This is a genomic window from Streptomyces sp. NPDC085460 (genome assembly GCF_044541975.1).
GTDB lineage: Bacteria > Actinomycetota > Actinomycetes > Streptomycetales > Streptomycetaceae > Streptomyces.
The window spans coordinates 302,009-327,720 of sequence record NZ_JBITTO010000003.1 but is presented as its reverse complement, the minus strand read 5'-3'; the positions used below and the strand labels follow the sequence as shown (position 1 = coordinate 327,720).

The window sequence follows — 25,712 nt, the reverse complement described above, 5'->3', positions numbered from 1 at the left end:
GGGGCGAGGTCCCGGGGCCCGGGCGTCGCCGCGTACCGCTGCCTCTTCATTCTGGACATTGAACATCGAGGAAGATCGAGAAACAGTCGTCGCTCGTCCACGGAAGGAACGATCCGTCATGACCGATCAGCGCACCCTCACCAACCCGCCCACCCTCCACGACCCCACCCCCTTCGGCTACAGCCACGCCGCCTCCGCCCCCGGCGAGCTCGTCTTCATCGGCGGGCAGTACGCCTCCGACGCCACCGGCGCGCCCGTGCCCGGCGACTTCGCCGACCAGGTCGCGCGCTCCCTCGCCAACCTGCGGCACGCCCTCGAAGGCGTCGGACTCGGCTTCGCGCACGTCGTGCGGCTCGGTTCGTACGTCGTCGACCACGACCTCGGCAAGCTGGAGGTCCTCGGGAAGGCGCTGCACGAGGCGTTCGGTGAGCGGCTGCCGGCGCAGACGCTCAGCGGCGTCGCCTCGCTGGCGCTGCCGGGCATGCTGTTCGAGATCGACGCGGTGGCGGTCCGGCCCGCGTCCTGATCCACGTGCGGCGTCCTGATCCACTCGCGGCGTCCTGATCCACTTGCGGCGGGCGGGCGGCGGGTGTGCCCTGGAGGGTGCAGCGGGGGGACGACACGAAGGAGCGTCCGCCATGGCCGCACACGCAGCGGTACCCGCACGGCGCCACGTGAACCTGCACGGCGCCGTCCTGCCCGCCGTCCTCGGCATCGCCTACGGCCTCTACACCTCGACCGTCTCGCGCCACGGCGGAGCGCTGACCTGGGGCCAGCTGTGGCTCGGGATCGTCTCCGCGGTCCTCCTCGGCGGGGGCGTGTACGCGCTCCGCACCTACGGCCGCGCGCTGCCGCGCGAGGTGCGGGCGCCGGCGTGGGGAGCGCTCGCCGGGGGCGCGATCGGGTTCCTCTTCAGCCTGTCGGGAGCCAGTGTGCTGTCGGCGAGCGTGCTGGGGCTGATCGTCGCGGCGGGCGTGGCGGCGGCGATGTTCTACCTCTACTACACGCACGAGGACGCGTCCGGACGCCCGGCGCCGTACTGACAGACCCCCGGCGCCGTACGGACAGACCCCCGGCGCGCGCACTGACAGACCCCCGGCGCGCGTACTGGCAGACCGCCCGGCGCCGTGCCGGCAGACGCCCGGCGCTGTACGGACAGCCCCCCGGCGCGCGTACTGGCAGACGCCCGGCGCGCGTACTGGCAGACGCCCCGCGCCGTACCGGCGGACGCCCCGCGCCGCACTGACGGTGGCGGTGGGCGCGGTCGCGGGGGAGACTGGGGGAGGGTTTGAGGAGGCGGCATGAGTGGGCCGGCCATCGAGACCGAAGGACTCGTCAAGACGTTCGGACGGAACAGAGCCGTCGACGGCGTCGATCTGCGCGTGCCGGCCGGCACCGTCTACGGGCTGCTCGGACCGAACGGCGCCGGCAAGACCACCGCCGTGAAGATGCTCGCCACGCTGCTGCGCCCCGACGCCGGCCACGCCCGCGTCTTCGGCCACGACGTCGTCGCGGACGCCGACACGGTCCGCGGGCGGGTCAGCCTCACCGGCCAGTACGCCTCGGTCGACGAGGACCTGACCGGCACCGAGAACCTGGTGCTCCTCGCCCGGCTCCTCGGGCACTCCAGGGCCGCCGCCCGCGACCGGTCGGAGCAGCTGCTCGCCGCGTTCGGTCTCGCGGAGGCCGCCGACCGGCAGGTCAAGAACTACTCGGGCGGCATGCGGCGGCGCATCGACATCGCCGCGTCCATCCTCAACACCCCCGACCTGCTCTTCCTCGACGAGCCGACCACCGGCCTCGACCCGCGCAGCCGCAACCAGGTGTGGGACATCGTGCGGGCCGTCGTCGCCCAGGGCACGACCGTCCTCCTCACCACGCAGTACCTCGACGAGGCCGACCAGCTCGCCTCCCGGATCGCCGTCATCGACCACGGCAAGGTCATCGCGGAGGGCACGAAGGGCGAGCTGAAGGCATCGGTGGGCTCCGGCTCCGTCCACGTACGGCTCCGGGACGCGGAGCAGCGGCCGGAAGCCGAACGCGTCCTCACCACCGCCCTGAAGGCCGCCGTCCAGCTCGATCCCGACCCGGTCGCCCTCACCGCCACCGTCAACGGCCACGGCACCGACCTCGGCGCCGCCGAACAGGCCGCCCGCGCCCTCGCCGAACTGGCCCGCGCGGGGATCACCGTCGACAACTTCGCCCTCGGCCAGCCGAGCCTGGACGAGGTCTTCCTCGCCCTCACCGACCGGAAGGGGTCGGCCGCATGAGTACCGGCACCACCTCGACCGACACCCCCTCGACCGGCACCACGCCGACCGGCACCGCCGCGACCGGCACCGGCGCCGGCGAGGCCGACTTCGCCGCGCCGCGCGCCGACGAACTCGCCGCCCTGCTCGTCGGGAAGAGCAGACCGCCCCGGCCCAGCGCGCTCTCCGCGTCGCTGACCTTCGGCTGGCGCGCCATGCTGAAGATCAAGCACGTGCCGGAGCAGCTGTTCGACGTCACCGCGTTCCCGATCATGATGGTGCTGATGTACACGTACCTCTTCGGGGGCGCGCTGGCCGGCTCGGCCTCGGCGTACATCCAGTTCCTGCTGCCCGGCATCCTCGTGATGTCCGTCGTCATGATCACGATGTACACGGGCGTCTCGGTCAACACCGACATCGAGAAGGGTGTCTTCGACCGCTTCCGCACGTTGCCGATCTGGCGTCCCGCGCCGATGGTCGGCTATCTCCTCGGCGACGTCGTGCGCTATCTGATCGCCTCCGCCGTGATGCTGAGCGTCGGCATGATCATCGGCTACCGGCCGGACGGCGGGGTCGTCGGCGTGCTGCTCGGGGTCGCCCTGCTGCTGGTCTTCTCCTTCGCGTTCTCGTGGATCTGGACCATGTTCGGGCTGCTGCTGCGCAGCGAGAAGTCCGTCATGGGCGTCAGCATGATGGTGATCTTCCCGCTGACCTTCCTCTCCAACGTCTTCGTCGACCCGAAGACCATGCCGGGCTGGCTCCAGGCGTTCGTGAACAACAGCCCGGTGACCCATCTGGCGACGGCCGTACGGGAGTTGATGGCCGGCAACTGGCCCGCGGCGGACATCGCCTGGTCGCTGGGGTGGTCGGCGGTCTTCGTGGCCGTGTTCGGCGCGGTGACGATGCGGCTCTACAACCGCAAGTAGCCGGCCGGTCGTCAGTTCGCGCGAGGCGTCTTCTGCTGGACCGCCCAGCGGTTGCCGTCCGGGTCCGTGAAGTACACGAACGAGCCCCACGGCTGGTCGTCGATCGCGCCGACGTCGATGCCCCGCGCGGTCAGTTCGGCGTGGGCGCGCTCGATGTCGTCGACGCAGACCTGCATGTTGTCGAGGGAACCGGGGGCCATCTGCGTGATCCCCTTGCCGAAGGCGATCGAACAGGCCGACCCGGGCGGGGTCATCTGCACGAAGCGGATGTCCTCGCTGACGGTCACGTCGTGGTCCGCGTGGAAGCCGACCCGCTCGTAGAAGGACTTGGCGCGGTCGACGTCGGTGACGGGCACGCCGATCAGTTCGAGGGTGATGTTCATGGTGTTGTCGTCCATGGTGTCGTCCATGAGGGCATCCTCCGCCGGGGCGGTGCCCTTCGCACGGTGGAGCGCGAAACAGGTCACCCTGTTGACCTTCCCCCGCGGGGAAGGACCAGCATCGGCGGTGCCGGGCGAGCACGCCCGGTCCAGGGAGGGAAAGGGGGGCAGGGGCTTGTCCGACACGACGTCCGGTACGGCCTCCGGTACGGCACCGCTCACCATCGGGGACTTCGCCCGCGCCACCGGGCTCTCCGCGAAGGCGCTGCGCCGCTACGACGAACTCGGCCTGCTGCGGCCCGACCGCGTCGACCCGTACACCGGCTACCGGTACTACGCCGAGGCGCAGACCGACGAGGCCCGGCTGATCGCCTGGCTGCGGCGGATCGGGATGCCGCTCGCCGAGGTCGGACGGGTGTGCGCGCTGCACGCCCGGGATCCGGCGGGCGCGGCGCGGGCGATCCGCGCGTACTGGGCCTCCGTCGAGGCGGAGACCGCGGCGCGGCGGGGCCTGGCGGCCTCCCTGGTGGAACGCGTGAAGGGAACCGGCACCGCCATGAACGCACCTTCTTACGTACTGACCGGCACGGCCCTGCTCGACCAGGGCCTCGTCCGCACGGCACAGCAGGACGCGGCGCACGCGTCGCCGCGGCTCGTCGCCGTCGCCGACGGGTACGGCCCCGAGGGCGGGCCCGCGGCGCGGGCGGCCGTCGCGGAGCTCGCGGCCGTGCGGGCGCCCGAGCGGGCCGGGGACGGCCTCAACGTCCTGGAGGACGCCTTCCGTGCCGCCGGCGACGCCGTCGCGGGCCTCGCAGGCTCCGGTACGACGCTCACCGCCGCGCTGCTCGCCGGCACCCGGCTCGTCGTCGCGCACCTCGGGGACTCGCGGGCCTACCTGCTGCGGGACGGGCGGCTGCGGCGGCTCACCCGGGACGACACGGTCGTCCAGGCGCTCGTCGACGCGGGGGAGCTGGCGCCGGAGGAGGCGGCGGGGCGGCCGGACCGGGTCCTGCTGCTCAAGGCGCTGGACGGTGGGGGTGCGGGACCGGCACCGGCGCTCACCGTGCACGACGTGCGGGCGGGGGACCGGGTGCTGCTGTGCACGGACGGGCTCTCGGGCGTGGTGGAGGAGGACGAGCTGGCCCGCGCGGCGGGGGAGGCGGCGGTGGGGGAGGCGGGGCGCGCATTGCTGGCGCTCGCGCGGGCGGAGGGGGCGCCGGACAATGTCGGCCTCGCCCTCGCGACGGTCACGGCGCCGTAGCACTCGGGCGCGGGCTGCGGGGCGGGGCGCTGTGCTGCACCCCCGTGCGGGTCCCCCCGCTGGGCGGCGCTGTGTTGCACTCCCGTGTGGGGCCCGCCGGCTGGGCGGCGCGCTGTGTTGCACCCCCGTGCGGGGCCCCGCCCGCTGGACGGGGCACTGTGTTGCACCCCCGTGTGGGCAGGCGTCCCGCAGGGCGGGACGGGTGGGCACACGGGACGGCGCGCTCAGCCGCGCCCAGGCTTCCGCGCCTGAACCCGCACCGGATGCACGACGCCGTACGGGTGCGGGTCCAGGCTCGGAAGCGGAGGCACCCGCAGAAGGTGCCGTTCCGTTGTGCCCACCCGTTCCGCCCTAGCGGAACGTATGCCCACAACGAAACGGCGGGCGCGGCGGCGCGGAAGGGCGGGCGCCGCCCTACGGAACGGCGGCGCGCGCGCAGGGCAAGGTGGGCTACGGGGTCGTGGTGCGGACCACGACGACCGGGCAGGGGGCGTGTTGGGTGACGTTCGTGGAGACCGAGCCCAGCACCGCCGCCTTGAAGCCGCTGTACCCCCGGTCCCCCACCACCAGCAGCTCCGCCCCCGCCGCCTGGTCCACCAGCGCCTGCGCCGCGTTGCCGCCGACGACCGTGCGGGTGGTCGCGGCCGCCTGTTCGGGGGTGAGCGCCTGTTCCAGGGACTGGTCGAGGATCTGCTTGGCGAGCCGTTCCGGGTCGAACTCCGGCGGTACGCCCGGCATCAGCGTCGCCCAGGACGCCGGGTACTCCCAGCTGATCACCGCGTGGAGCGTGCCCCCGGTGAGGGCGGCTTGGGCGGCCGCCCACTTCAGTGCCCTCAGGGACGGCTCCGATCCGTCCACGCCCACCACGATCCTGCCGTCGGCCATCGCCGACCTCCGTTCGTCGTCGGGAACTACCTCTCACAACCTAACAAATCGGTCAGTCGAGCCGAAGGTCGGCCAGTTGCTTCTCGAACGGGACGAACTCGTCCGCGTCGGCGGCCCCACTCCGCCGGTCGGCCGCCTCGGCCGCCGCCGCGACCAGTTCCGCGAACTCCTCGCCAGCCCGGGTGATCCGGTGCGGCAGCCCCTCGGTGTACGCGTCGCCGCCGCTGCCCCAGTCCTCGGAGGCGGCGTAGACGGCGGTCGGGGCGACCCGGGCCCGCAGGTAGGCGAAGAGGGGGCGCAGCGCGTGGTCGAGGACGAGCGAGTGGCGGGCGGTGCCGCCGGTCGCGCCGAGGAGGACCGGCGTACCGGTGAGGGCGGCCGGGTCGACGAGGTCGAAGAAGGACTTGAACAGGCCGCTGTAGGAGGCGGTGAAGACGGGGGTGACCGTGATGACGCCGTCCGCGCCGGTCACCTTGTCGAGGGCTTCCCGGAGCGCCTCCGACGGGAAGCCCGTCACGAGGTTCTTCGCGATGTCCAGTGCCAGGTCGCGGAGTTCGATCACCTCGGCCTCGACGGCGTACTCCTGCTCGGCGAGCCGGTAGCGGGCGGCCTGGACGAGGCGGTCGGCGAGGAGCCGGGTGGAGGAGGGGCTGCTCAGGCCGGCGGAGACGGCGACGAGCTTCAGGGTCCGCATGGCGTCAGACCTCCTTGGTGGCGAGGGCGGCGGGGTTGACGGCGGGGTGGAGCGGGGCGGTGGCGGGGACGCCGGCCGGGCGGAGGTTCGCGAACTCCTTGCGGAGGACGGGGACGACCTCCTCGCCGAGGATGTCGAGCTGTTCCAGGACGGTCTTCAGGGGCAGTCCGGCGTGGTCGACCAGGAACAGCTGGCGCTGGTAGTCGCCGGCGTACTCGCGGAAGGAGAGGGTGCGCTCGATGACCTCCTGCGGGGAGCCGACGGTCAGCGGGGTCTGGCTGGTGAACTCCTCCAGGGAGGGGCCGTGGCCGTAGACCGGCGCGTTGTCGAAGTACGGGCGGAACTCCCGTACCGCGTCCTGGGAGTTCTTCCGGACGAAGACCTGGCCGCCGAGGCCGACGATCGCCTGCTCCGGCGTGCCGTGGCCGTAGTGGGCGTACCGCTGCCGGTAGAGCCGGACCATCTTCTCGGTGTGCTGCTTGGGCCAGAAGATGTGGTTCGCGAAGAAGCCGTCGCCGTAGTACGCGGCCTGCTCGGCGATCTCGGGGGAGCGGATGGAGCCGTGCCAGACGAACGGCGGGACGCCGTCGAGCGGGCGCGGGGTGGACGTGAAGCCCTGGAGGGCGGTGCGGAACTTCCCCTCCCAGTCGACGACGTCCTCCCTCCACAGCTTGTGGAGGAGCGCGTAGTTCTCGATGGCGAGCGGGATGCCCTGGCGGATGTCCTGCCCGAACCACGGGTAGACCGGGCCGGTGTTGCCGCGGCCCATCATCAGGTCCACGCGTCCGTCGGCGAGGTGCTGGAGGGTGGCGTAGTCCTCGGCGATCTTCACCGGGTCGTTGGTGGTGATCAGGGTGGTGGACGTGGAGAGGACCAGGTTCTCCGTGCGGGCCGCGATGTGGCCGAGGAGGGTGGTCGGGGAGGACGGGACGAACGGCGGGTTGTGGTGCTCGCCGGTCGCGAAGACGTCGAGCCCGACCTCCTCGGCCTTGAGCGCGATGGCGACCGTGTTCTTGATGCGCTCGTGCTCGGTGGGGGTGCGGCCGGTGGTGGGGTCCGTCGTCACGTCGCCGACGGTGAAGATCCCGAACTGCATCGTGGTCACCTCTCGCGTTCCGGATGAGTAGTTGAAGCTTAAATCATCTCGTCCAACGGTGCCACCCTCCCCGCTATTCCGCGGCCCGTACCCTGGACGGCATGACCGGGAAGACGCACGACAGCGAGAGCTGGAAGGAGCGGGGCGTGGCGCTCCGCGTCTTCGTCTACGTCTTCGCCACCCACGCCTTCGCCGGCTTCGTCTGGATCCTCTTCCACGTCGGACAGAACGCCGCCAGGTGAGCGTCTTCCACGGGGGCCAGGACGCCGCCGGGTGAGCGTCTTCCACGGGGCCGGAACGCCGCCGGGTGCGCCTCCTCCACGGGGGCCGGAACGCCGCCGGGTGAGCGTCGCCACACCCCGCCGGCCTGCGGCCCTCACGTAGAGTCCCGGACGTGAACGCCGCCAACGCCCCGATCGACGCCGCGACCGCCCCGATATCGGTCGTCGGCATCGGCGCGGACGGCTGGGACGGGCTCCCCGAGGGCTCCCGCCGCCCCCTGCGCGCCGCCGAGGTGCTGCTCGGCGGCCCCCGCCAGCTCGACCTCCTCCCCGCCGCCGACTGCCCCGGCGAGCGGATCGCCTGGCCTTCCCCGCTCCGCCCCGCCGTCCCCGGCCTGCTCGCCGCCCACGCGGGCCGCGGGATCGCCGTCCTCGCCAGCGGCGACCCGTCCTTCTACGGCATCGCCCGCACCCTCGCCGAGACCGTCGGACCGGACCGCCTCGACGTCCGCCCGCACCCCTCCTCCGTCTCGTACGCCTGCGCGCGCCTCGGCTGGCCCCTCGACGCCGTCGAGACGCTGTCGCTCGTCGCCCGGCCGCTCGACGCGCTCCGCGCCGCCCTCCACCCCGGGCGCCGGCTCCTCCTCCTCGGCGAGGGCCCCGAGACCCCCGCCCGGGTCGCGGAACTGCTCCGCGAGGCCGGGTGGGGCGGCACCCGGATCCGGGTCCTCGAACAGCTCGGCGGCCCCGCCGAGCGGCTCCTCGACGCCACCGCCGCCGACTGGCCGCACCCGCGCACCGACGCCCTCCACGTCCTCGCCCTCGACTGCCTCCGCGACCCCGGCACCCTCCGCCTCGGCGCCACGCCCGGCCTGCCCGACGAGGCGTACGAGCACGACGGGCAGCTCACCAAGCGGTACGTCCGCGCCGCCACCCTCGCCGCGCTCGCCCCCGCCCCCGGAGAACTCCTCTGGGACGTCGGCGGCGGCTCCGGCTCCATCGGCGTCGAATGGATGCGGGCCCACCGCGACTGCCGGGCGATCGCCGTCGAGAAGTCCCCCGAGCGGGCCGCGCGGATCACCCGCAACGCCGCCGCCCTCGGCGTACCCGCCCTCCGCGTGGTCACCGGCCCCGCCCCCGCCGCGCTCGCCGGGCTCCCGGCGCCCGACGCCGTCTTCATCGGCGGCGGCCTCACCGTCCCCGGCCTCCTCGACGCCTGCTGGGACGCGCTGCCCGCCGGCGGCCGGCTCGTCGCCAACACCGTGACGCTCGAATCCGAGGCGCTGCTCGCCGGCCGCCACCGCCGCCACGGCGGCGAACTGGTCCGGCTCGCCGTCTCCGCCGCCGTGCCCGTCGGCGGCTTCACCGGCTGGCGTCCGGCGATGCCCGTGACCCAGTGGTCCGTAACGAAAGGTTCTGCAGAGGGATGACCGTCTACTTCATCGGAGCGGGCCCCGGTGCCGCCGACCTCATCACCGTGCGCGGCGCCCGCACCCTCGCGGCCTGCGGGGTCTGCCTCTACGCCGGCTCCCTCGTCCCGACCGAGCTGCTCGCCGAGTGCCCGCCGGACGCCAGGCTCGTCGACACGGCGAAGCTGGACCTGGACGAGATCGTCGCCGAGATCACCGCCGCCCACGAGGCCGGGCAGGACGTCGCCCGCCTCCACTCCGGCGACCCGTCCGTCTTCAGCGCCATGGCCGAGCAGATGCGCCGCCTCGACGCGGCCGGCATCCCGTACGAGGTCGTCCCCGGCGTCCCGGCCTTCGCCGCCGCCGCGGCCGCCCTCAAGCGGGAACTCACCGTCCCCACGGTCGGCCAGACGGTCATCCTCACCCGCGTCGCCCAGCAGGCCACTCCCATGCCGGAGGGCGAGGACCTCGCCACCCTCGGCCGCAGCGGCGCCCTGCTCGTCCTCCACCTCGGCGCCCGCTACACCGACCGGATCGTCTCCGAGCTCGTCCCCCACTACGGCGCAGACTGCCCCGCCGCCGTCGTCGCCATGGCCAGCCGCCCCGACGAGCTCGTCCTGCGCGGCACCCTCGCGGACATCGCCGGCCAGGTGAAGGAGGCCGGGATCACCAAGACCGCCGTGATCATCGTCGGCCGCACCCTCGCCGCCTCCGCGTTCCGCGACAGCCACCTGTACGACCCGGCCCGCGACCGCCACACCTGCTGACGCACGGCTGACGCACGGCTGACGCACGGCTGACGCGCCCTCCGGCGCGCCGGAGGCCGGGCCCGTACCGGCCCGGCCTCCGTCAGCGCCACGGCTCAGGCGTTGGGCCGCTTGCCGTGGTTCGCCTTCTTCTTCTTGCGGGCCCGCTTCTTGTTGCCGCGCTTCGCCATCGGACTCCCTCTCTCGCGGGGTTGCGTCGTCGCCAGCGTAGGTTCGGGGGCGGTGCCGCGCATGTCGGCGCGACCCCCTTCAATGGGACCCATGACCGTCTACGACACCGCCCGGGCACTGCCGGGCATCGAGGAACTGCGCGACCGGTCCCGGGGCCTCGCGATGCTGGACGCCGTGCTGAGCCCCGCCTGGGAGCGCCGGTTCTACTCCTTCGACGCGCACTGGTCCGACACCGAGCAGCTGGCGTCGATGAAGGACGGCCAGGGCGGCGAGTACACCATCGTCCTCTCCCCGGCGGGGGCCTTCGCCCGCGTCTTCGACCACGAGTCGCCGCTGAGCCCGTACGGACCCCTCGCGGACGGCGCGACCTGGCCCGGCGTCCTCGACGGCGTCCCGGACGCCTTCCGGGAGTACCTGACGGAGCCCGCCTTCCTCGACGAGGACGACGTCCACGTCACCACCGCCTGCCTGTGGCGCGAGCCCGCCGACAGTGCCTGGCACACCGGCCCGGTCGCCTTCCCCGACCTGGACGGCCACCCGGACCCGGACGGCTCCCACGGCCTCCTCCGCCTGCTCCTGGACCGCACCCCCGAGGCGTACGCCGCCTGGGCCTCCGAGTACTACGAGACCGAGGTCCCCCTCGAAGCCGTCCGCCACGTGCTGGCGCTCCGCCCGCTCACCCCGGACGTCGTGGCGGCCCTCAACCCCTCGGTGACCCTCACGGACCTCGCCGAGGACATCGCGGAGATCGGCTTCCCGTCGCCCCGCCCCTGACGGGATCCCGCCCGTGACGGAAGTGCCGCGTGTTCCCCCCGGGACGGCCGGGCGCGGGGATAATCGGGGGCATGGCACATGAGACGGCGACCGTCTCCGAGGTACGGCGCGAACGGTACGCACGAAGGCTCCCCACCGACCTGTCCGCCCTCCGGGGCCCCGACCGGGGGCGGGTCCGGCTCCCCCTGCACCTGGCGTGGTCCGGCCTTACCGAGTACGACCTCGACCGGCCCCGGCTGCGGATGAGCTGCTACCGCGTCGTCCTCGCCGAGGGCGGCCGCGACGACCTCGTCCGCCACCTCAACCGGGACCTGCTCGTCGAGCTGTGGCCGGTGCTCCGCACCCTCGTCAGCAAGGACCTGCGCGTCGTCTGGGAGGACGCCTTCCACGAACTGGCGCCGATGGCCACGGCGGCCGGGCGCCCGGGGTGAAGCTCACCGGCCTCCACCGCCGCCTCCTCGACGACGTCCTCGCGGCGGGCACCGAGTACCCGCTCGTCCTCACCGGCGGCTACGCCGTCCAGGCACACGGCCTGGTCGACCGCCTCAGCCAGGACCTCGACGTCGCCACCGAGAGCCCCCGGCCCATGCCCGAGATCGCCGCCCGCCTGCGGGCCGCGCTGGAGGCGGGCGGCTGGCGGGTGCGGACGCTGGAGACCGACCCGCTCTTCGCCCGCCTGATCGTCACCGACCCGGACAGCGGCGAGGCGTGCGAGGTGGACGTCCTCAAGGAAGTCCTGTGCGGCCCTCCCGAACGCCGCGAGTTCGGCCTCCTCCTCTCCCTCCGCGACGTGGTCGGCACCAAGGTGCGCGCCCTGGCCGACCGGGGCATGGCCCGCGACCTGATCGACGTCCACGCCGCCGCGGACCGCGGCTGGAGCCCCGAGGAACTGGAGGAGCTGGGCCGCCGGCACGCCCGGGACGGCTTCGACCTGGAGGAGCTCCGGACCAAGCTCGCCGGGGCGGAGTGGATCGACGACGACGAGTTCACCGCGCACGGCCTCGACGAGGACCGGATCCGCGACCTGCGCGCCTGGGCCCAGCGCTGGGCCGACGACATCGGCGAACGGCTCCTGGAGGGCACGGACCCCACGGACTAGGGCCGGGGCGCCCACTCCGGCGCCAGGACCGACATCACCGTCGCGTCCACCCGCTGCCCCTCCCACAGCAGCGCCCCGCGCAGCACGCCCTCCGCCGTGAAGCCCGCCTTCTCGTAGGCGCGGCGGGCGCGCGGGTTGAAGGCGTAGACCTCCAGCCAGACGCGGTACAGGCCGAGCGCCTCGAAGGCGTGGCCGACGATCAGACGGGTCGCCTCGGTGCCGAGGCCCCGGCCGACGGCGTCCGGGACGAAGGCGATCCGGAAGGCGCAGCTCTCGTTGCCGGGATCCCACTCGTTGAGCACGGCCTCCCCGACGACCCGCCCCGTCGCCCGCTCCACCACGGCGAGGTCCAGCCGGTCGTCCGTGCCGCCCCGCGACCCGTACCAGTCACGCAACTCGGCCTCGGTGAAAATGCGGTGACTGCCCGTCAGCCGTGCCACCTCCGCGTCCTCGAAGAACGGCAGCAGCGCGGGCACGTCGTCCTCGGTGACGGGGCGGAGGACGACCAGGTCGCCGGTGAGGGTGGGTTTGGACGAGAAAACGGTCATGCCCCGGATTCTCGGGGCCGGTACGGCTGCCTGTCGCCGGGTTTACGGCCCCGCAGGCCCCGCCGGCGCCGACCTGCCCACCACGACCCCCGCGCGGTCGATGGCGACGACGTCGACCGTCACCGGGGCGCCGCGCAGCACGGCGAGGGCCTCGTCGCGGGCCCGGGCGGCGACCAGGTCGCCGAGGGGGACGCCGGCGGCCTCGCAGAGGCGGAGGGCCGCCAGGCCCGTGTTGGCGGCGGCGATCTCCTCCGCCAGGGCGGCGGGCGCGCCGCCGGTGCGGGCCAGGTCGGCGAGGAAGCCCTTGTCGACCTGGGAGCGGGCCGAATGGAGGTCCAGGTGGCCGGCGGCGAGCTTGGAGAGCTTGGCGAAGCCGCCGCAGATCGTCAGCCGGTCGACCGGGTGGCGGCGGACGTACTTGAGCACCGCGCCCGCGAAGTCGCCCATGTCGAGGAGGGCGATGTCCGGCAGGTCGTAGAGCCGGGTGACCGTGCGTTCGGAGGTGGAGCCCGTACAGCCGGCGACGTGGGTGAGGCCGCCGGCGCGGGCCACGTCCACGCCCCGGCGGATGGAGTCGATCCAGGCCGAGCAGGAGTACGGGACGACGACACCGGTCGTGCCGAGGATCGACAGGCCGCCGAGGATGCCGATGCGGGGGTTCCAGGTGGAGCGGGCGATCTCGGCGCCGTGGTCGACGGAGATCGTGACCTCCACGTCGCCGGTGCCGCCGTGCGCCGCCGCCGCCTCCGCCACGTGCTCGCGCATCAGCCGGCGCGGCACCGGGTTGATCGCCGGTTCGCCGACCTCCAGGGGCAGGCCGGGGAGGGTGACCGTGCCGACGCCCTCGCCCGCGCGGAAGACGACGCCGGAGCCGGGCGGCAGGAGCCGTACCGTCGAGCGGATCACCGCGCCGTGGGTGACGTCCGGGTCGTCGCCGGCGTCCTTCACCACGGCGGCCATGGCCGAGTCCCCGGTCAGCGACTCCGCCGTCAGGGCGAACGACGGCGTCTGGCCCTTGGGCAGGGTGATCGTCACCGGGTCGGGGAAATCGCCGGTGAGCAGGGCGGTGTACGCGGCGGTCGTCGCGGCCGTCGCACAGGCACCGGTCGTCCAGCCGGGCCGCAGACCGGTGTGCTTGAGTTGGGCCTCGCGCCCGCCGCCGGTACTCACGAAGGGGCTCCCATGCACGTACTCATTCTCGGAGGGACGACCGAGGCCCGCGCCCTGGCGGGGCTGCTGCACCCCGGCACGCGGGTGACCAGCTCCCTCGCCGGGCGGGTGGCGGAGCCCCGGCTGCCGGCCGGCGAGGTCCGGATCGGCGGGTTCGGCGGGCCGGACGGGCTCGCGGCGTGGGTGCGGGAGCACGCCGTGGACGCGGTCATCGACGCCACCCATCCCTTCGCCGAGCGGATCAGTTTCAACGCGGCCCGGGCGGCCGCCACCGCCCATGTTCCCCTGCTGGCGCTGCGCCGCCCCGGCTGGGTCCCCGGGGTGGGCGACGACTGGCGTGACGTGGGCTCCCTCGGGGAGGCGGCGCGCTCGCTGGACGGCTTCGGGAGGGTGTTCCTGACCACCGGCCGGCTGGGGCTCGCGGCCTTCGCGGACCGCCCGGAGTGGTTCCTGGTGCGGTCGGTGGACGCACCGGACGCGCCGATGCCCGCGCGGACCGAAGTCCTGCTGGACCGGGGGCCGTTCACGCTCGACGGGGAGCGCGAACTGATCGCCCGCCACCGGATCGACGTGCTCGTGACGAAGGACTCCGGCGGAGCCGCCACCGCGCCCAAGCTCACCGCCGCCCGCGAGGCGGGCGTCCCCGTGGTCGTCGTCCGCCGCCCGCCGGTCCCGGAGGGCGTCCCCACGGTGGCGACGGCGGAGGAGGCCGCCAACTGGGCCCACTCCCGGCCCGACGCCTAGCTCCCGCGCGCCCGCCCCCGGGCCCTTGCCCGCGCGTACGCCCCGGGCCCTGCCCGAGCGCCCGCCCCGCGCGCTTCCCGAGCGCCCGCCCCGCGCGTACGCCCCAGCCCCCGCCCCCGCCCCCCCCGTCCGCCCCCCGTCCGCCCCGCGCGACAGCCCCTGCCATCCGGCGTTCAATGGAGGCATGGCTACCGCTCGCTGGCTTGTCGCGACGGGGCTCGCGGCGCTGCTCGGCGCCACCGCGCTCGGGCCGAGCCCCAGCCCCACGCCAGCCCCCACGCCCCCGCCGAACCAGCCCCCGCCCGAGCTCGACGCCGCCGAGGTGCGGCGGGCCGTCGACCGGCTGGACGGGGTGGTCGAGGCGGCCATGAAGCGCACCGGCGTGCCGGGCGTGGCCGTCGCCGTCGTCCACGACGGGAAGGTGCTGCACCTGAAGGGGTACGGCGTGCGGAAGGCGGGCGAGAGCGCCGCCGTCGACGCCGACACCGTCTTCCAACTGGCCTCCGTCTCCAAGCCGATCGCCTCGACCGTCGTCGCCGGAGCCGTGGGCGTCGAGGGCTGGTCGCGGCCGGTCGCGCCGCACGTGCCGGACTTCCGCCTCAAGGACCCGTGGGTCACCGACCACGTCACCGTCGCGGACCTCTTCTCGCACCGCAGCGGGCTGCCGGACCACGCCGGCGACCTGCTCGAAGACCTCGGCTACGACCGCGAGTACATCCTGTCCCACCTGCGGTACGAGCCCCTGGCGCCGTTCCGCGCGAGCTACGCCTACACCAACTTCGGCCTGACGGCGGCCGCGCAGGCCGTCGCCGACGAGAAGGGGGTGCCCTGGGAGAAGCTGTCCGAGGACGTCCTCTACGAACCGGCGGGCATGGACGCGACCAGCTCCCGCTTCGAGGACTTCGAGAAGGCAGACGACCGGGCCTGGGGCCATGTGAAGGCCGGCGGCGAGTGGAAGCCGGAGTTCGTCCGGGACCCGGACGCGCAGTCCCCGGCCGGCGGCGTCAGCTCCACCGCCCGCGACATGTCCGTCTGGCTCCGGCTCCAGCTCGCGAACGGCGAACTCGACGGCGAGCGGATCATCGACGCGGCGGCCCTGGAGCGCACCCACTGGCCCGAGGCCGTCTCCTCCCCGCCCCGCGCCCCCGCCGCCCGCACCGGCTTCTACGGCCTCGGCTGGAACGTGAGTTACGACGACGCCGGCCGGCTCCGCCTCTCCCACACGGGTGCCTTCGCCGAGGGCGCGCACACCAACGTGACGATGCTGCCCGGCGAGAAGCTCGGCATCGTCGTCCTCACCAACACCTCCCCGGTCGGCGTCGCCGACGCCGTCGCGCTCGACTTCTTCGACATCGCCGAGACCGGGAAGGTCAGCCGCGACTGGATCCCGCTGGTCGACGCGGTGTACCAGCAGCAGGAGGAGGCGGGCCGGTCGGAGACCGACTACGCCCGCCCGCCGGCCGGCGCCGCGCCCGCGAAGGACGCGGACGCCTACACGGGCACGTACACGAACGACTACTACGGCCGCGCGCAGGTGGCGGAGGAGGACGGCGGGCTGGTCCTCCGTCTGGGGCCGGAGCCCCAGACGTACCGCCTCACCCCTTACGACGGCGACGTGTTCAGCTTCGAGACGCGCGGCGAGAACGCCGTCGGACGCACCGGCGTCACCTTCGCCGAGGACGGGGAGTCCTTCACCGTCGAGTACCTGGACGGCGAAGGACTCGGGACCTTCACCCGGGCGGGTTAGGGGCCCTCAGCCGTACCGCGGCGGGAGCGGAGCCCCTCAGCCGTACCGCCTCGGCGTCCAGGCGATCGTCCGCCCGTCGCCCCGCTCGACCGCCCTCGTCTGCGAGGAGCCGACGAGCAGCAGGGTCCGCATGTCGACCTCGGAGGGTTCCAGGGTCTTCAGGGTGACCACCCGCACCGACTGCTCGGGGCCGCCGACGTCACGGGCGACGACGACGGGCGTGTCGGGCGAGCGGACCTCCAGGAGGAGGTCGCGGGCCGCGGCGACCTGGTGGGTGCGGGACCTGGAGCCGGGGTTGTAGAGGGCGAGGACGAGGTCGGCCTCGGCGGCGGCGCGCAGGCGGGCCGCGATGACCTCCCAGGGCTTGAGCCGGTCGGACAGCGAGATCGTCGCGTAGTCGTGGCCGAGGGGCGCGCCGGCCGCGGCGGCGGCGGCGTTGGCGGCGGTCACGCCCGGGAGGACCCGTACGGGGACGTCCGCGTACGCCGGCTCGCAGGCGACCTCCAGGACGGCGGTGGCCATGGCGAAGACGCCGGGGTCGCCGCCGGAGACGACCGCGACCTTGTGGCCGCGGCGGGCCAGGTCGAGGGCGAACTCGGCGCGCTCGGACTCGACCTTGTTGTCGGATCCGTGCCGGATCTGGCCGGGGCGCAGGACCGGGACCCGGTCGAGGTAGGTGGTGTAGCCGACGAGCACGTCGGCGTTGACGAGCGCGCCGCGCGACTCGGGGGTCAGCCAGGGCGCGCCGGCCGGGCCGGTGCCGACGACGGTGACCTCGCCCCGTTCCCGTACGGGGGGCGCCTGGTCGATGCGGGAGGGCAGGACGGCGACCGAGAAGTACGGGACCGACCCGGGGTCCACGTCGGCGAGCCGTTCGGTCCGCTCGCCCGCCATGAACGCCCGCTCCACATAGCGGGCGTCGTCCAGGCGGCCCGCCCGCTCCAGGGCGCGCCGGACGGCGGGGAAGGTGCGGCCGAGCTTCATGACGACCGCCGAGTCGGTGCCGGCGAGGCGGGCCGTCAGCTCGTCCTCGGGCAGGGTGCCGGGGACGATCGTGAGGACCTCCTCGGCCTCGCACAGCGGCTCGCCGAGCCGGGCGGCGGCGGCGCTGACGGAGGTGACGCCGGGGATGACGGTGGTGTCGTAGCGGTGGGCGAGCCGCTTGTGCATGTGCTGGTAGGAGCCGTAGAAGAGCGGGTCGCCCTCGGCGAGGACGGCGACCGTGCGGCCCGCGTCGAGGTGGGCGGCGAGCCGGGCCGCGGCCTCCTCGTAGAAGTCGTCGAGGGCGCCCCGGTAGCCGCCGGGGTGGTCGGTGGTCTCGACGGTGAGCGGGTACATGAGCCGCTCCTCGACGTGGTCCTCGCGCAGGTGGGGCGCGGCGATGGAGCGCGCGATCGACCGGCCGTGGCGGGCCGAGTGGTAGGCGATCACGTCGGCCTCGGCGATGGCCTTCACGGCGGCGAGGGTGAGGAGGTCCGGGTCGCCGGGGCCGAGGCCGACCCCGTACAGCTTGCCCTTCATGACGGTCACTGCTGGATCTCCGGTTCGTGCGCGAGGGCGTTGAGGGCGGCGGCGGTGATGGCGCTGCCGCCGCGCCGGCCGCGGACCACCAGGTAGTCCAGGCCGAGGTCGTTGGCGGCGAGGGCGTCCTTGGACTCGGCGGCGCCGATGAAGCCGACGGGGATGCCGAGGACGGCGGCGGGCCTCGGCGCGCCCTTCGCGATCATCTCCAGGAGGTGGAAGAGGGCGGTGGGGGCGTTGCCGATGGCGACGACGGAGCCTTCGAGGCGGTCCCGCCAGAGTTCGAGGGCGGCGGCGGAGCGGGTGGTGCCCAGCTCGGCGGCGAGGGCGGGGACGGCCGGGTCGGAGAGCGCGCAGAGCACCTCGTTGTCCGCGGGCAGCCGCTTGCGGGTGACGCCGGAGGCGACCATCTGGGCGTCGCAGAGGATGGGGGCGCCGGCCTGGAGGGCGGCGCGGGCGCGGGAGACGACCGCGGGGGAGTACGCGATGTCCCGGACGAGGTCGGTCATGCCGCAGGCGTGGATCATGCGGACGGCGACCGTCGCGACGTCGGCGGGCAGGGCGCCCAGGTCCGCCTCGGCGCGGATCGTGGCGAAGGAGCGGCGGTAGATCTCGGCGCCGTCTTTCTCGTACTCGTACATCCTCAGCTCTCATTCGATCTCGTACGGGCCGCCGCGACGGCTTCGGCCAGGGCGGTACGGGGGACGGGGGCGCCGTCCAGGAGGTAGGTGCCGGAGTCCCGGGCGGTGACCTCGATCCGGACGCCGTGCGGGTGTCCGCAGCGGCGCTCGCAGCCGGAGTAGTGCACGGGCAGCGGCCCGCCGGGCGCGCGCGCCGCGTCCGCCCGCACGTCGGCGAGGGACTTGGCGCAGCCGGGGGTGCCGGTGCAGGCGGTGACGCCGGTGCGGGGGTCGGCGGGGCCGGTGATCAGGCCGAGGGCGGCGAGCGCGGGGAGCCGGTCCGCCGTCGCTCCCACGACGACCGCCCCGCGCCACGGGGTGAGCCGCACCTCGTCCCCGCCCTCGCCGAGCGCCCGCAGCCCGCCGGCGGTCAGCCGGCCGAGCGGGGCGAGGACGTGCAGGGCGCGGTCGCCGAGCGTCCCGGGCGCGGGCGGCGGCCCCGAAGGAGAGGAAGACAGGGGTACGGGCTCCGCGGTGATCCCCGCGCGGGCGAGGGCGCCGGCCCACTCCGGGACGTGCCCGGGCGGGAGCTCGCGCGGGCGCCAGGCGCCGGTGCCGGCGGCGTCGGCGGCGTCGAGGAAGGCGAGGGCGCAGGCGAGCGCGGCGGTGGCGGCGCGGGAGGCGGAGGCGGAGGAGGCGTGGCTGGCGGCGGGGACGCCGGAGGCGGCGGGGTCCGTGGTGGGGTTCTGCGCGGCGGGGGCGTCGGCGGGGGTCAGCCGGAAGGCCGTGGAGCCCGCCGTCAGGAGCGTGGCGCCGTGCGGTGCTGCGACCAAGCTCACATCGCCGCCGAGGCCGGTGACGTCGCCGCGCCCGTCGTCGAGGACGAAGAGGAAACGGCCGGAGAGGGCCGCCGCGCGGGGTTCCGCGCAGAGCGCCGCGTCCAGGGCCCGGGCCCACAACTGCGCGTCGGCGTGGCCGAGTCCGTCGAGCCCCGAGGCGGGGGAGGCGACGATGTTCCGGACCCGCTCGTGGGTGCGGGAGGGCAGCAGAACCGCGTCGTCGAGGAGCGCGGCGAGCCGGCCGCCGCAGCCCTCGGCCAGACCGCGCAGCTCGGCGTTGCCGCGCGAGGTGATCGAGAGGCCGCCGTCGCCGAGTTCCTCGGCCGCGTCGGCCAGAGCCATGAGCTGACGTGGCGTCAACCGTCCGGCGGGGAGGCGGAGTCGGGCGAGGAAACCGTCGGCTGCGGCGTGCAGCCGGAGCGCCCCCGGGCACGCGTCGCCTCGGTCCCGTATGCGAGGTTCGCCCGCTTCGGGCGGGCTGGGTGGGGTCGGCGGCATGGCGGCGAGCATACCCACGGGAAACCGGACGGCCACCGAGTGTGATCCGGCCGACTCTCCGGCTCTCTTAGGCCCGCCGACGTCACGATCTACTATGCAGATCGGCATGGGGTCCCAGGACCCCGGGGAGGAAGCCCGGTGAGAATCCGGCGCGGTCCCGCCACTGTGAGCCCGAGCCGGCGACGGCCCCGGGTGAGTCAGGAACTCCCGCCATCCACCATGACCCGGGGCGCGGACAACCCCGAGGAAGGGCCTGAGCCTCGCCATGCTCCTGCTGCTGTCGCACTCCGACACCGACCTGCTCAGTGCCCGCGCGGCGAACGCCGCCGCGCCCGAGGGCCCGGTCCCGTACCGCTTCGCCAACCCCTCCCGGCTCCCGCTCGACGACCTCCCCGGCCTGCTCGACGGCGCCGAACTCGTCGTCGTCCGCCTCCTCGGCGGCGTCCGCTCCTGGCAGGAAGGGCTCGACGCGGTCCTCGCCGCCGGAAAGCCGGTCGTCGTGCTCAGCGGCGAACAGGCGCCCGACGCCCAGCTGATGGCCGCCTCCACCGTGCCCGTCGGCGTCGCCACCGAGGCCCACGCCTACCTCGCCCACGGCGGCCCCGCCAACCTGGCGCAGCTGGCCCGCTTCCTCTCCGACACCGTGCTGCTCACCGGCCACGGCTTCGAGGCCCCGGCCGCCGCCCCCACCTGGGGCCCGCTGGAGCGCCCCGCCCGCTCCGCCGAGGGCCCGACGGTCGCCGTGCTCTACTACCGCGCCCACCACATGAGCGGGAACACCGCCTTCGTCGGCGCCCTCTGCGACGCGATCGAGGACGCGGGCGGCCGCGCCCTCCCGCTGTACGTGGCCTCGCTGCGCGCCCCCGAGGAGGAGCTGCTCGCCGTGCTGCGCGGCGCCGACGCGATCGTCACCACCGTCCTCGCCGCCGGCGGCACCAAGCCCGCCGCCGCGCAGGCCGGCGGAGACGAGGAGGCGTGGGACGCGGGCGCGCTCGCCGCGCTCGACGTGCCGGTGCTCCAGGCCCTGTGCCTGACCGGCTCGCGGGCGAACTGGGAGGAGAACGACGAGGGCCTGTCGCCGCTGGACGCGGCCAGCCAGGTCGCCGTCCCCGAGTTCGACGGCCGGCTCATCACCGTGCCGTTCTCCTTCAAGGAGATCGACGCCGACGGCCTGCCCGCCTACGTCGCCGACGCCGAGCGCGCCGCCCGCGTGGCCGGCATCGCCGTCCGCCACGCCCGCCTGCGGCACATCCCGAACGCCGAGAAGAAGCTGGCGCTCGTCCTCTCCGCGTACCCGACCAAGCACTCCCGCATCGGCAACGCCGTCGGCCTCGACACCCCCGCCTCCGCGATCGCCCTGCTGCGCCGGCTGATCGCCGAGGGGTACGACTTCGGGCCCGAGGCGGAGCTGCCCGGCCTCGTCTCCGGCGACGGCGACGAGCTGATCTACGCCCTGATCGAGGCCGGCGGCCACGACCAGGAGTGGCTCACCGAGGAGCAGCTGGCGAAGAACCCGGTCCGCATCCCGGCCGCCGACTACCAGCGCTGGTACGCCGGACTCCCGGCCGAGCTGCGCGAGCGGGTCGAGGAGCACTGGGGTCCGGCGCCCGGCGAGATGTTCCTCGACCGGTCCCGGAACCCGGAGGGCGACATCGTCCTCGCCGCGCTGCGGCGCGGGAACCTCCTCGTCCTCATCCAGCCGCCGCGCGGCTTCGGCGAGAACCCGATCGCGATCTACCACGATCCGGATCTCCCGCCGTCCCACCACTACCTCGCCGCCTACCGCTGGATCGCGGCCCGCGCCGAGGACGGCGGCTTCGGCGCCGACGCCATGGTCCATCTGGGCAAGCACGGCAACCTGGAGTGGCTGCCCGGCAAGAACGCCGGCCTCTCCGCCGCCTGCGGCCCCGACGCGGCCCTCGGCGACCTGCCGCTGGTCTACCCGTTCCTCGTCAACGACCCCGGCGAGGGCACCCAGGCCAAGCGGCGCGTCCACGCCACCCTCGTCGACCACCTCGTGCCGCCGATGGCCCGCGCCGACTCGTACGGCGACATCGCGCGCCTGGAGCAGCTGCTCGACGAGTACGCGCAGATCTCCTCCATGGACCCGGCGAAGCTGCCCGCGATCCGCGCCCAGATCTGGACCCTGATCCAGGCCGCCAAGCTCGACCACGACCTCGGCATGGAGGAGCGCCCGGAGGACGACGGCTTCGACGACTTCCTGCTGCACGTCGACGGCTGGCTGTGCGAGGTCAAGGACGCCCAGATCCGGGACGGCCTGCACGTCCTCGGCGGCGCCCCGGAGGGCGAGGCCCGGGTCAACCTGGTCCTCTCCATCCTCCGCGCCCGCCAGATCTGGGGCGGTACGCAGGCGCTGCCCGGTCTGCGCGAGGCCCTGGGCCTGGACGAGTCGGCCGCGACCCGCACGACCGCCGACGAGGCGGAGGCGAAGGCCCGCGCGCTGGTCGAGGCGATGGAGGCGGCCGGCTGGTCCGCCGACGCGGTCCCGGCGGTCGCCGGCGACCACGGCCCCGAGGTCCAGGCGGTGCTCCGCTTCGCCTGCGAGCAGGTCGTGCCGCGCCTCGCCGCCACCACCGACGAGCTGGGCCACGCCGTCCACGCCCTGAACGGCGGCTTCGTGCCGGCCGGGCCGTCAGGCTCGCCGCTGCGCGGCCTGGTCAACGTGCTGCCGACCGGCCGGAACTTCTACTCCGTCGACCCGAAGGCCGTGCCGTCCCGGCTCGCCTGGGAGACCGGCCAGGCGCTCGCCGACTCCCTCCTGGAGCGGTACCGCGCCGACAACGGCGAGTGGCCCACCTCGGTCGGTCTCTCCCTGTGGGGCACCAGCGCCATGCGCACCGCGGGCGACGACGTCGCCGAGGCGCTGGCCCTGCTCGGCGTCCGCCCGCTGTGGGACGAGGCGTCCCGCCGCGTCAACGGCCTGGAGCCGATCCCGGTGGCGGAGCTGGGCCGCCCGCGCGTCGACGTCACCCTGCGCATCTCGGGCTTCTTCCGGGACGCGTTCCCGCACGTCATCGGCCTTCTCGACGACGCCGTCCGGCTCGTCGCGGGGCTCGACGAGCCGGCCTCGGACAACTATGTGCGGGCCCACGCCCAGGCCGACCTCGCCGAGCACGGCGACGAACGCCGGGCCACCACCCGCATCTTCGGCTCCCGGCCCGGCACCTACGGCGCCGGCATCCTCCAGCTGATCGACTCGCGGGACTGGCGCACCGACGCCGACCTCGCCGAGGTGTACACGGTGTGGGGCGGGTACGCGTACGGGCGCGGGCTCGAAGGGCGCCCGGCGCGCGCCGAGATGGAGACCGCGTACAAGCGGATCGCGGTGGCGGCGAAGAACACCGACACCCGCGAGCACGACATCGCCGACTCGGACGACTACTTCCAGTACCACGGCGGCATGGTGGCGACCGTCCGCGCGCTGCGCGGCACCGCCCCCGAGGCGTACATCGGTGACTCGACCCGGCCGGAGACCGTCCGCACCCGGACCCTGGTGGAGGAGACCTCCCGGGTCTTCCGCGCCCGGGTGGTCAACCCGCGCTGGATCGAGGCGATGCGCCGCCACGGCTACAAGGGCGCCTTCGAGCTGGCGGCGACCGTCGACTACCTCTTCGGCTACGACGCCACGACCGGTGTCGTCGCCGACTGGATGTACGACAAGCTCACCCAGGAGTACGTCCTCGACGAGACGAACCAGGCGTTCCTCAAGGAGGCCAACCCCTGGGCCCTGCACGGCATCGCGGAGCGCCTCCTGGAGGCCGAGTCGCGCGGCATGTGGGAGAAGCCGGACCCGGAGACCCTGGCCGCCCTGCGCCAGGTGTTCCTGGAGACGGAGGGCGACCTGGAGGGCACCGAGGGCGACGACTAGCCCGTCAGCTCGTCAGGGACGACCGGCTCGTCACGAGGGTGCGGGCCGGGGCCAGTTCGAGGCGCCGGCCCGGGAAGCCCTGCCGGAGCCGGCGGTCGTGGCTGACGATCACCAGGGTGCCCCGGTAGGCGGCGAGCGCGGCCTCGATCTCCTCCACGAGGCCCGGGGCCAGGTGGTTGGTCGGCTCGTCGAGGAGGAGCAGGTCGGCCGGGGCCGTCACCAGCCGGGCCAGTTCCAGCTTGCGGCGCTGGCCCACCGACAGCAGGCGTACCGGGGTGCTCAGGTCCCGGGCGGCGAAGAGCCCGAGGGAGAGCAGTTCGTCCTCGCGGCCCTCGCCGAAGGCTTCGCCGACCGTACGGGGGTCGGTGGGCGAGGCCGTGTCCTGGCGGAGCAGCCCGGTCCGGCGCGGCGCCCTCACGGTGCCCGCGTCCGGGGCGAGCTCGCCCGCCAGGACCCTGAGGAGCGTGGTCTTCCCGGCGCCGTTGGGCCCGGTGACGAGCAGCCGCTCGCCCGGCTCCAGGCGCAGGGTGACGGGCGCGAGGCGCCCGTGGACCCCGGCCCCGGTCAGTTCGACGGCCGCGCCCTCGCCCGCTTCCGCCAGGTCCGCGCGGAAGCGCAGCGGCTCGGGCGGCGGCGGCACCGGGTGCTCGGTGAGCCGGGCGAGCCGCTCGCGGGCGGCGCGGATCCTGCTCATCGCCCCGTGCGCCCGTGAGCGGGCCCGAAAGGCGCCCGCCCCGCTGAAGGCGGCGGGGGCCTTGCGCGGGATGGCCGAGAAGCGGTCGATGTTGCTGTCCGCGAGGGTCCGGTGGCGGGCCAGCTCGTCCTTCCACTCCTCGTGTTCGCGGACCCGGCGGGCCCGTTCGGCGGCGCGCCCGGCGAGGTAGCCGGCGTAGCCGTCGCCGTAGCGGCGCAGCGTGTGCCGGTCCTCGTCGACCTCCAGGACGGAGGTGGCGACCCGGTCGAGGAAGGCGCGGTCGTGGGAGACGGCCACGACGGTGCCCCGGTGGGTGCGCAGCCGCTCCTCCAGCCAGGCCACGGCCTCGTCGTCGAGGTCGTTGGTCGGCTCGTCGAGCAGCAGCAGCTCGGGGTCGGCGGCGAGGACGCCGGCCAGCGCGAGCCGGGCCCGCTGCCCGCCGGAGAGCGTGCCCAGCGGCCGGCGGCGGTCGAGCGGCGCGGTCTCGCCGAGCCTGCGGAGGACGGTCGCCACGCGGCGCTCGGCCCCGGCGCCGCCGCGTGCCTCGTGGGCGGCGAGCAGTGCGGCGTACCGGTCGAGTCCGGCGGGGGTGAGGGCGGCCTCCGCCTCGCGGATCTCGCGCTCCAGCTCCCGGATCTCGGCGAGCGCGTGGTCGACGGCGTCGCCGACGGTCGCGGTCGCGGGGAGGTCGAGGGTCTGGGCGAGATGGCCGAGGCCGCCGGGGGCGTCGACGGCCACGGTGCCGTTGTCGGCGCTTTCGAGGCCGGCGAGGAGCCGGAGCAGGGTGGACTTCCCGGAGCCGTTGTCTCCGACGACGCCGAGGCGCTCGCCGGGTCGGACGGTGAGGGAGACGCGGTCGAGGACGGTCCGGTGGTGGACGTACCGGTCGTCGTAGCGCTTGGTGACCTCGGTGAGTTGGGCACGGAACAAGGGCGGTCTCCTGACCGTAGGGGACGTCGGCACGAGTCGCGAGACGCACCGTCTCGCTTTCGCGATGTGCCCGACGGTACGGCATGCGGAGCGCGATGGCAAGACGGATCGTCTCGTCTCGCTGTGTGGGGTGTCGGAGGGGTCAGACGCTGGCTATGCGCAAGCCCAGCGCGATCGCCGGCAGGACCGTCAGGACCAGCGCCGGCGCCAACTCGTAGTCCTTCGCCCGCAGGTGGGTGACGACCGCGCCGGCGAAGTAGAGGACGAGACCCACGGCCGCGGCCACGCCGAGCGCCGGGACCACGAGCCCGGCGAGCAGGCCGAGCGCGCCCGCCCCCTTCGCCGCGGCGAGCCATGGCAGCCGACTGTCGGGCACCCCGAGCTTCGTCATGCTCCCCGTCACCGCCGGGTTGCGCGTGAAGGTCAGGACGGCGGAGGCCGTCGTGACGAGGGCGAGCAGGACGGCGAGGACGGCGTAACCGATGAACATGGTCGTACTCCAATGGTCGAATCATGAAAACCATTGAAGAGTAACAACGATTGACCTCGCTCCACAATAGACTTGTTGCTACGGTGGACG

At 74.4% G+C, this 25,712-nt stretch carries 26 protein-coding genes and 1 riboswitch; of the genes, 14 read left to right on the top strand and 12 right to left on the bottom strand.

Features of this window, described 5'->3' with window-relative positions:
- The first annotated feature begins 118 nt into the window (after positions 1 to 118).
- The 4 genes from ACIGHB_RS09370 (at position 119) to ACIGHB_RS09355 (ending at position 3,175) form a co-directional block, all read left to right on the top strand.
- Positions 119 to 526 carry a RidA family protein gene (locus ACIGHB_RS09370; RefSeq protein WP_360318095.1) on the top strand — a complete coding sequence of 136 codons (408 nt, stop codon included), beginning with the start codon at positions 119 to 121 and terminating at the stop codon, positions 524 to 526.
- 112 nt (positions 527 to 638) lie between these two features.
- A complete protein-coding gene (locus ACIGHB_RS09365) occupies positions 639 to 1,043 on the top strand; it encodes a hypothetical protein (protein ID WP_360318097.1) in 405 nt (134 codons plus the stop codon).
- A gap of 258 nt (positions 1,044 to 1,301) precedes the next feature.
- On the top strand, positions 1,302 to 2,270 hold the full coding sequence (locus ACIGHB_RS09360; protein ID WP_360318099.1) for an ATP-binding cassette domain-containing protein: 969 nt from the start codon (positions 1,302 to 1,304) through the stop codon (positions 2,268 to 2,270).
- Entirely contained in the window at positions 2,267 to 3,175 is a 909-nt protein-coding gene (locus ACIGHB_RS09355; protein WP_399911027.1) for an ABC transporter permease, read from the top strand. Before ACIGHB_RS09360 ends, ACIGHB_RS09355 begins: the two co-directional genes overlap by 4 nt.
- Before the next feature lie 11 nt (positions 3,176 to 3,186).
- Here the strand turns inward: ACIGHB_RS09355 and ACIGHB_RS09350 are convergent, their stop codons facing one another.
- Entirely contained in the window at positions 3,187 to 3,558 is a 372-nt protein-coding gene (locus tag ACIGHB_RS09350) for a VOC family protein (protein ID WP_360318148.1), read from the bottom strand.
- A gap of 172 nt (positions 3,559 to 3,730) precedes the next feature.
- Here ACIGHB_RS09350 and ACIGHB_RS09345 point away from each other — a divergent pair, with 172 nt between their 5' ends.
- Positions 3,731 to 4,816, top strand: coding sequence for a MerR family transcriptional regulator (locus tag ACIGHB_RS09345; protein WP_399911024.1), 1,086 nt, complete (start codon positions 3,731 to 3,733; stop codon positions 4,814 to 4,816).
- A 450-nt stretch (positions 4,817 to 5,266) separates the two neighbouring features.
- On the opposite strand, the gene ACIGHB_RS09340 is transcribed toward ACIGHB_RS09345, so the two are convergent.
- From ACIGHB_RS09340 to ACIGHB_RS09330, 3 genes are read right to left on the bottom strand one after another with little or no spacing between them, the layout of a single operon-like run.
- A complete protein-coding gene (locus ACIGHB_RS09340) occupies positions 5,267 to 5,701 on the bottom strand; it encodes a universal stress protein (RefSeq protein ID WP_399911021.1) in 435 nt (144 codons plus the stop codon).
- Between the two features lie 52 nt (positions 5,702 to 5,753).
- Complete coding sequence (locus tag ACIGHB_RS09335) at positions 5,754 to 6,395, bottom strand: FMN reductase (protein WP_360318110.1); 642 nt, start codon at positions 6,393 to 6,395, stop codon at positions 5,754 to 5,756.
- A 4-nt stretch (positions 6,396 to 6,399) separates the two neighbouring features.
- Positions 6,400 to 7,491 (bottom strand): LLM class flavin-dependent oxidoreductase, encoded by a 1,092-nt coding sequence (locus ACIGHB_RS09330; RefSeq protein ID WP_399911017.1) that lies wholly within the window; start codon positions 7,489 to 7,491, stop codon positions 6,400 to 6,402.
- 101 nt (positions 7,492 to 7,592) lie between these two features.
- Here ACIGHB_RS09330 and ACIGHB_RS09325 point away from each other — a divergent pair, with 101 nt between their 5' ends.
- The 3 genes from ACIGHB_RS09325 (at position 7,593) to cobM (ending at position 9,888) form a co-directional block, all read left to right on the top strand.
- Complete coding sequence (locus ACIGHB_RS09325) at positions 7,593 to 7,733, top strand: DUF6126 family protein (RefSeq protein ID WP_360318116.1); 141 nt, start codon at positions 7,593 to 7,595, stop codon at positions 7,731 to 7,733.
- A gap of 152 nt (positions 7,734 to 7,885) precedes the next feature.
- Positions 7,886 to 9,142: a precorrin-6y C5,15-methyltransferase (decarboxylating) subunit CbiE gene (gene cbiE, locus ACIGHB_RS09320; RefSeq protein WP_399911013.1), complete on the top strand. Its 1,257-nt coding sequence runs from the start codon at positions 7,886 to 7,888 to the stop codon at positions 9,140 to 9,142.
- Positions 9,139 to 9,888, top strand: a complete 750-nt coding sequence (gene cobM / locus ACIGHB_RS09315) for a precorrin-4 C(11)-methyltransferase (protein WP_360318123.1) — start codon at positions 9,139 to 9,141, stop codon at positions 9,886 to 9,888. The genes cbiE and cobM overlap by 4 nt, the downstream gene beginning before the upstream one ends.
- A gap of 95 nt (positions 9,889 to 9,983) precedes the next feature.
- On the opposite strand, the gene ACIGHB_RS09310 is transcribed toward cobM, so the two are convergent.
- Positions 9,984 to 10,058: a 50S ribosomal protein bL37 gene (locus ACIGHB_RS09310; RefSeq protein ID WP_099895366.1), complete on the bottom strand. Its 75-nt coding sequence runs from the start codon at positions 10,056 to 10,058 to the stop codon at positions 9,984 to 9,986.
- Positions 10,059 to 10,149: 91 nt separating this feature from the next.
- Here ACIGHB_RS09310 and ACIGHB_RS09305 point away from each other — a divergent pair, with 91 nt between their 5' ends.
- The 3 genes from ACIGHB_RS09305 to ACIGHB_RS09295 all read left to right on the top strand — a co-directional run bounded on the left by ACIGHB_RS09305 (position 10,150) and on the right by ACIGHB_RS09295 (position 11,932).
- Positions 10,150 to 10,833 carry a hypothetical protein gene (locus ACIGHB_RS09305; RefSeq protein WP_360318129.1) on the top strand — a complete coding sequence of 228 codons (684 nt, stop codon included), beginning with the start codon at positions 10,150 to 10,152 and terminating at the stop codon, positions 10,831 to 10,833.
- A 71-nt stretch (positions 10,834 to 10,904) separates the two neighbouring features.
- A complete protein-coding gene (locus tag ACIGHB_RS09300; RefSeq protein WP_399911008.1) occupies positions 10,905 to 11,264 on the top strand; it encodes a transcriptional regulator in 360 nt (119 codons plus the stop codon).
- On the top strand, positions 11,261 to 11,932 hold the full coding sequence (locus ACIGHB_RS09295; RefSeq protein ID WP_360318134.1) for a nucleotidyl transferase AbiEii/AbiGii toxin family protein: 672 nt from the start codon (positions 11,261 to 11,263) through the stop codon (positions 11,930 to 11,932). Before ACIGHB_RS09300 ends, ACIGHB_RS09295 begins: the two co-directional genes overlap by 4 nt.
- Here the strand turns inward: ACIGHB_RS09295 and ACIGHB_RS09290 are convergent.
- A complete protein-coding gene (locus ACIGHB_RS09290; RefSeq protein ID WP_399911005.1) occupies positions 11,929 to 12,480 on the bottom strand; it encodes a GNAT family N-acetyltransferase in 552 nt (183 codons plus the stop codon). The two genes, ACIGHB_RS09295 and ACIGHB_RS09290, sit on opposite strands and share 4 nt — an antisense overlap.
- 42 nt (positions 12,481 to 12,522) lie before the next feature.
- On the bottom strand, positions 12,523 to 13,650 hold the full coding sequence (locus ACIGHB_RS09285; protein ID WP_399911002.1) for a cobalt-precorrin-5B (C(1))-methyltransferase: 1,128 nt from the start codon (positions 13,648 to 13,650) through the stop codon (positions 12,523 to 12,525).
- A gap of 12 nt (positions 13,651 to 13,662) precedes the next feature.
- On the opposite strand from ACIGHB_RS09285, the gene ACIGHB_RS09280 reads away from it, so the two are divergent.
- Positions 13,663 to 14,394 (top strand): cobalt-precorrin-6A reductase, encoded by a 732-nt coding sequence (locus tag ACIGHB_RS09280; protein ID WP_399911000.1) that lies wholly within the window; start codon positions 13,663 to 13,665, stop codon positions 14,392 to 14,394.
- A gap of 184 nt (positions 14,395 to 14,578) precedes the next feature.
- The gene (locus ACIGHB_RS09275) at positions 14,579 to 16,141 is read left to right on the top strand and encodes a serine hydrolase (protein WP_399910997.1); all 1,563 of its coding nucleotides are present in this window, start codon (positions 14,579 to 14,581) and stop codon (positions 16,139 to 16,141) included.
- 36 nt (positions 16,142 to 16,177) lie between these two features.
- Here the strand turns inward: ACIGHB_RS09275 and ACIGHB_RS09270 are convergent, their stop codons facing one another.
- From ACIGHB_RS09270 to ACIGHB_RS09260, 3 genes are read right to left on the bottom strand one after another with little or no spacing between them, the layout of a single operon-like run.
- Positions 16,178 to 17,662: a precorrin-2 C(20)-methyltransferase gene (locus ACIGHB_RS09270; RefSeq protein WP_360307336.1), complete on the bottom strand. Its 1,485-nt coding sequence runs from the start codon at positions 17,660 to 17,662 to the stop codon at positions 16,178 to 16,180.
- Between the two features lie 5 nt (positions 17,663 to 17,667).
- Positions 17,668 to 18,303, bottom strand: coding sequence for a precorrin-8X methylmutase (locus ACIGHB_RS09265; protein ID WP_399910995.1), 636 nt, complete (start codon positions 18,301 to 18,303; stop codon positions 17,668 to 17,670).
- A gap of 2 nt (positions 18,304 to 18,305) precedes the next feature.
- On the bottom strand, positions 18,306 to 19,631 hold the full coding sequence (locus ACIGHB_RS09260) for a cobalamin biosynthesis protein CobG (RefSeq protein ID WP_399910992.1): 1,326 nt from the start codon (positions 19,629 to 19,631) through the stop codon (positions 18,306 to 18,308).
- A gap of 79 nt (positions 19,632 to 19,710) precedes the next feature.
- Positions 19,711 to 19,848, top strand: a riboswitch (cobalamin riboswitch).
- Between the two features lie 36 nt (positions 19,849 to 19,884).
- On the opposite strand from ACIGHB_RS09260, the gene cobN reads away from it, so the two are divergent.
- A complete protein-coding gene (gene cobN / locus ACIGHB_RS09255; RefSeq protein WP_399910989.1) occupies positions 19,885 to 23,508 on the top strand; it encodes a cobaltochelatase subunit CobN in 3,624 nt (1,207 codons plus the stop codon).
- Positions 23,509 to 23,512: 4 nt separating this feature from the next.
- On the opposite strand, the gene ACIGHB_RS09250 is transcribed toward cobN, so the two are convergent.
- Together ACIGHB_RS09250 and ACIGHB_RS09245 are read right to left on the bottom strand one after the other, a co-directional pair.
- Positions 23,513 to 25,132 (bottom strand): ABC-F family ATP-binding cassette domain-containing protein, encoded by a 1,620-nt coding sequence (locus ACIGHB_RS09250; RefSeq protein WP_399910986.1) that lies wholly within the window; start codon positions 25,130 to 25,132, stop codon positions 23,513 to 23,515.
- A 142-nt stretch (positions 25,133 to 25,274) separates the two neighbouring features.
- The gene (locus ACIGHB_RS09245; RefSeq protein ID WP_399910983.1) at positions 25,275 to 25,622 is read right to left on the bottom strand and encodes a DoxX family protein; all 348 of its coding nucleotides are present in this window, start codon (positions 25,620 to 25,622) and stop codon (positions 25,275 to 25,277) included.
- Positions 25,623 to 25,712: the final 90 nt, after the last annotated feature.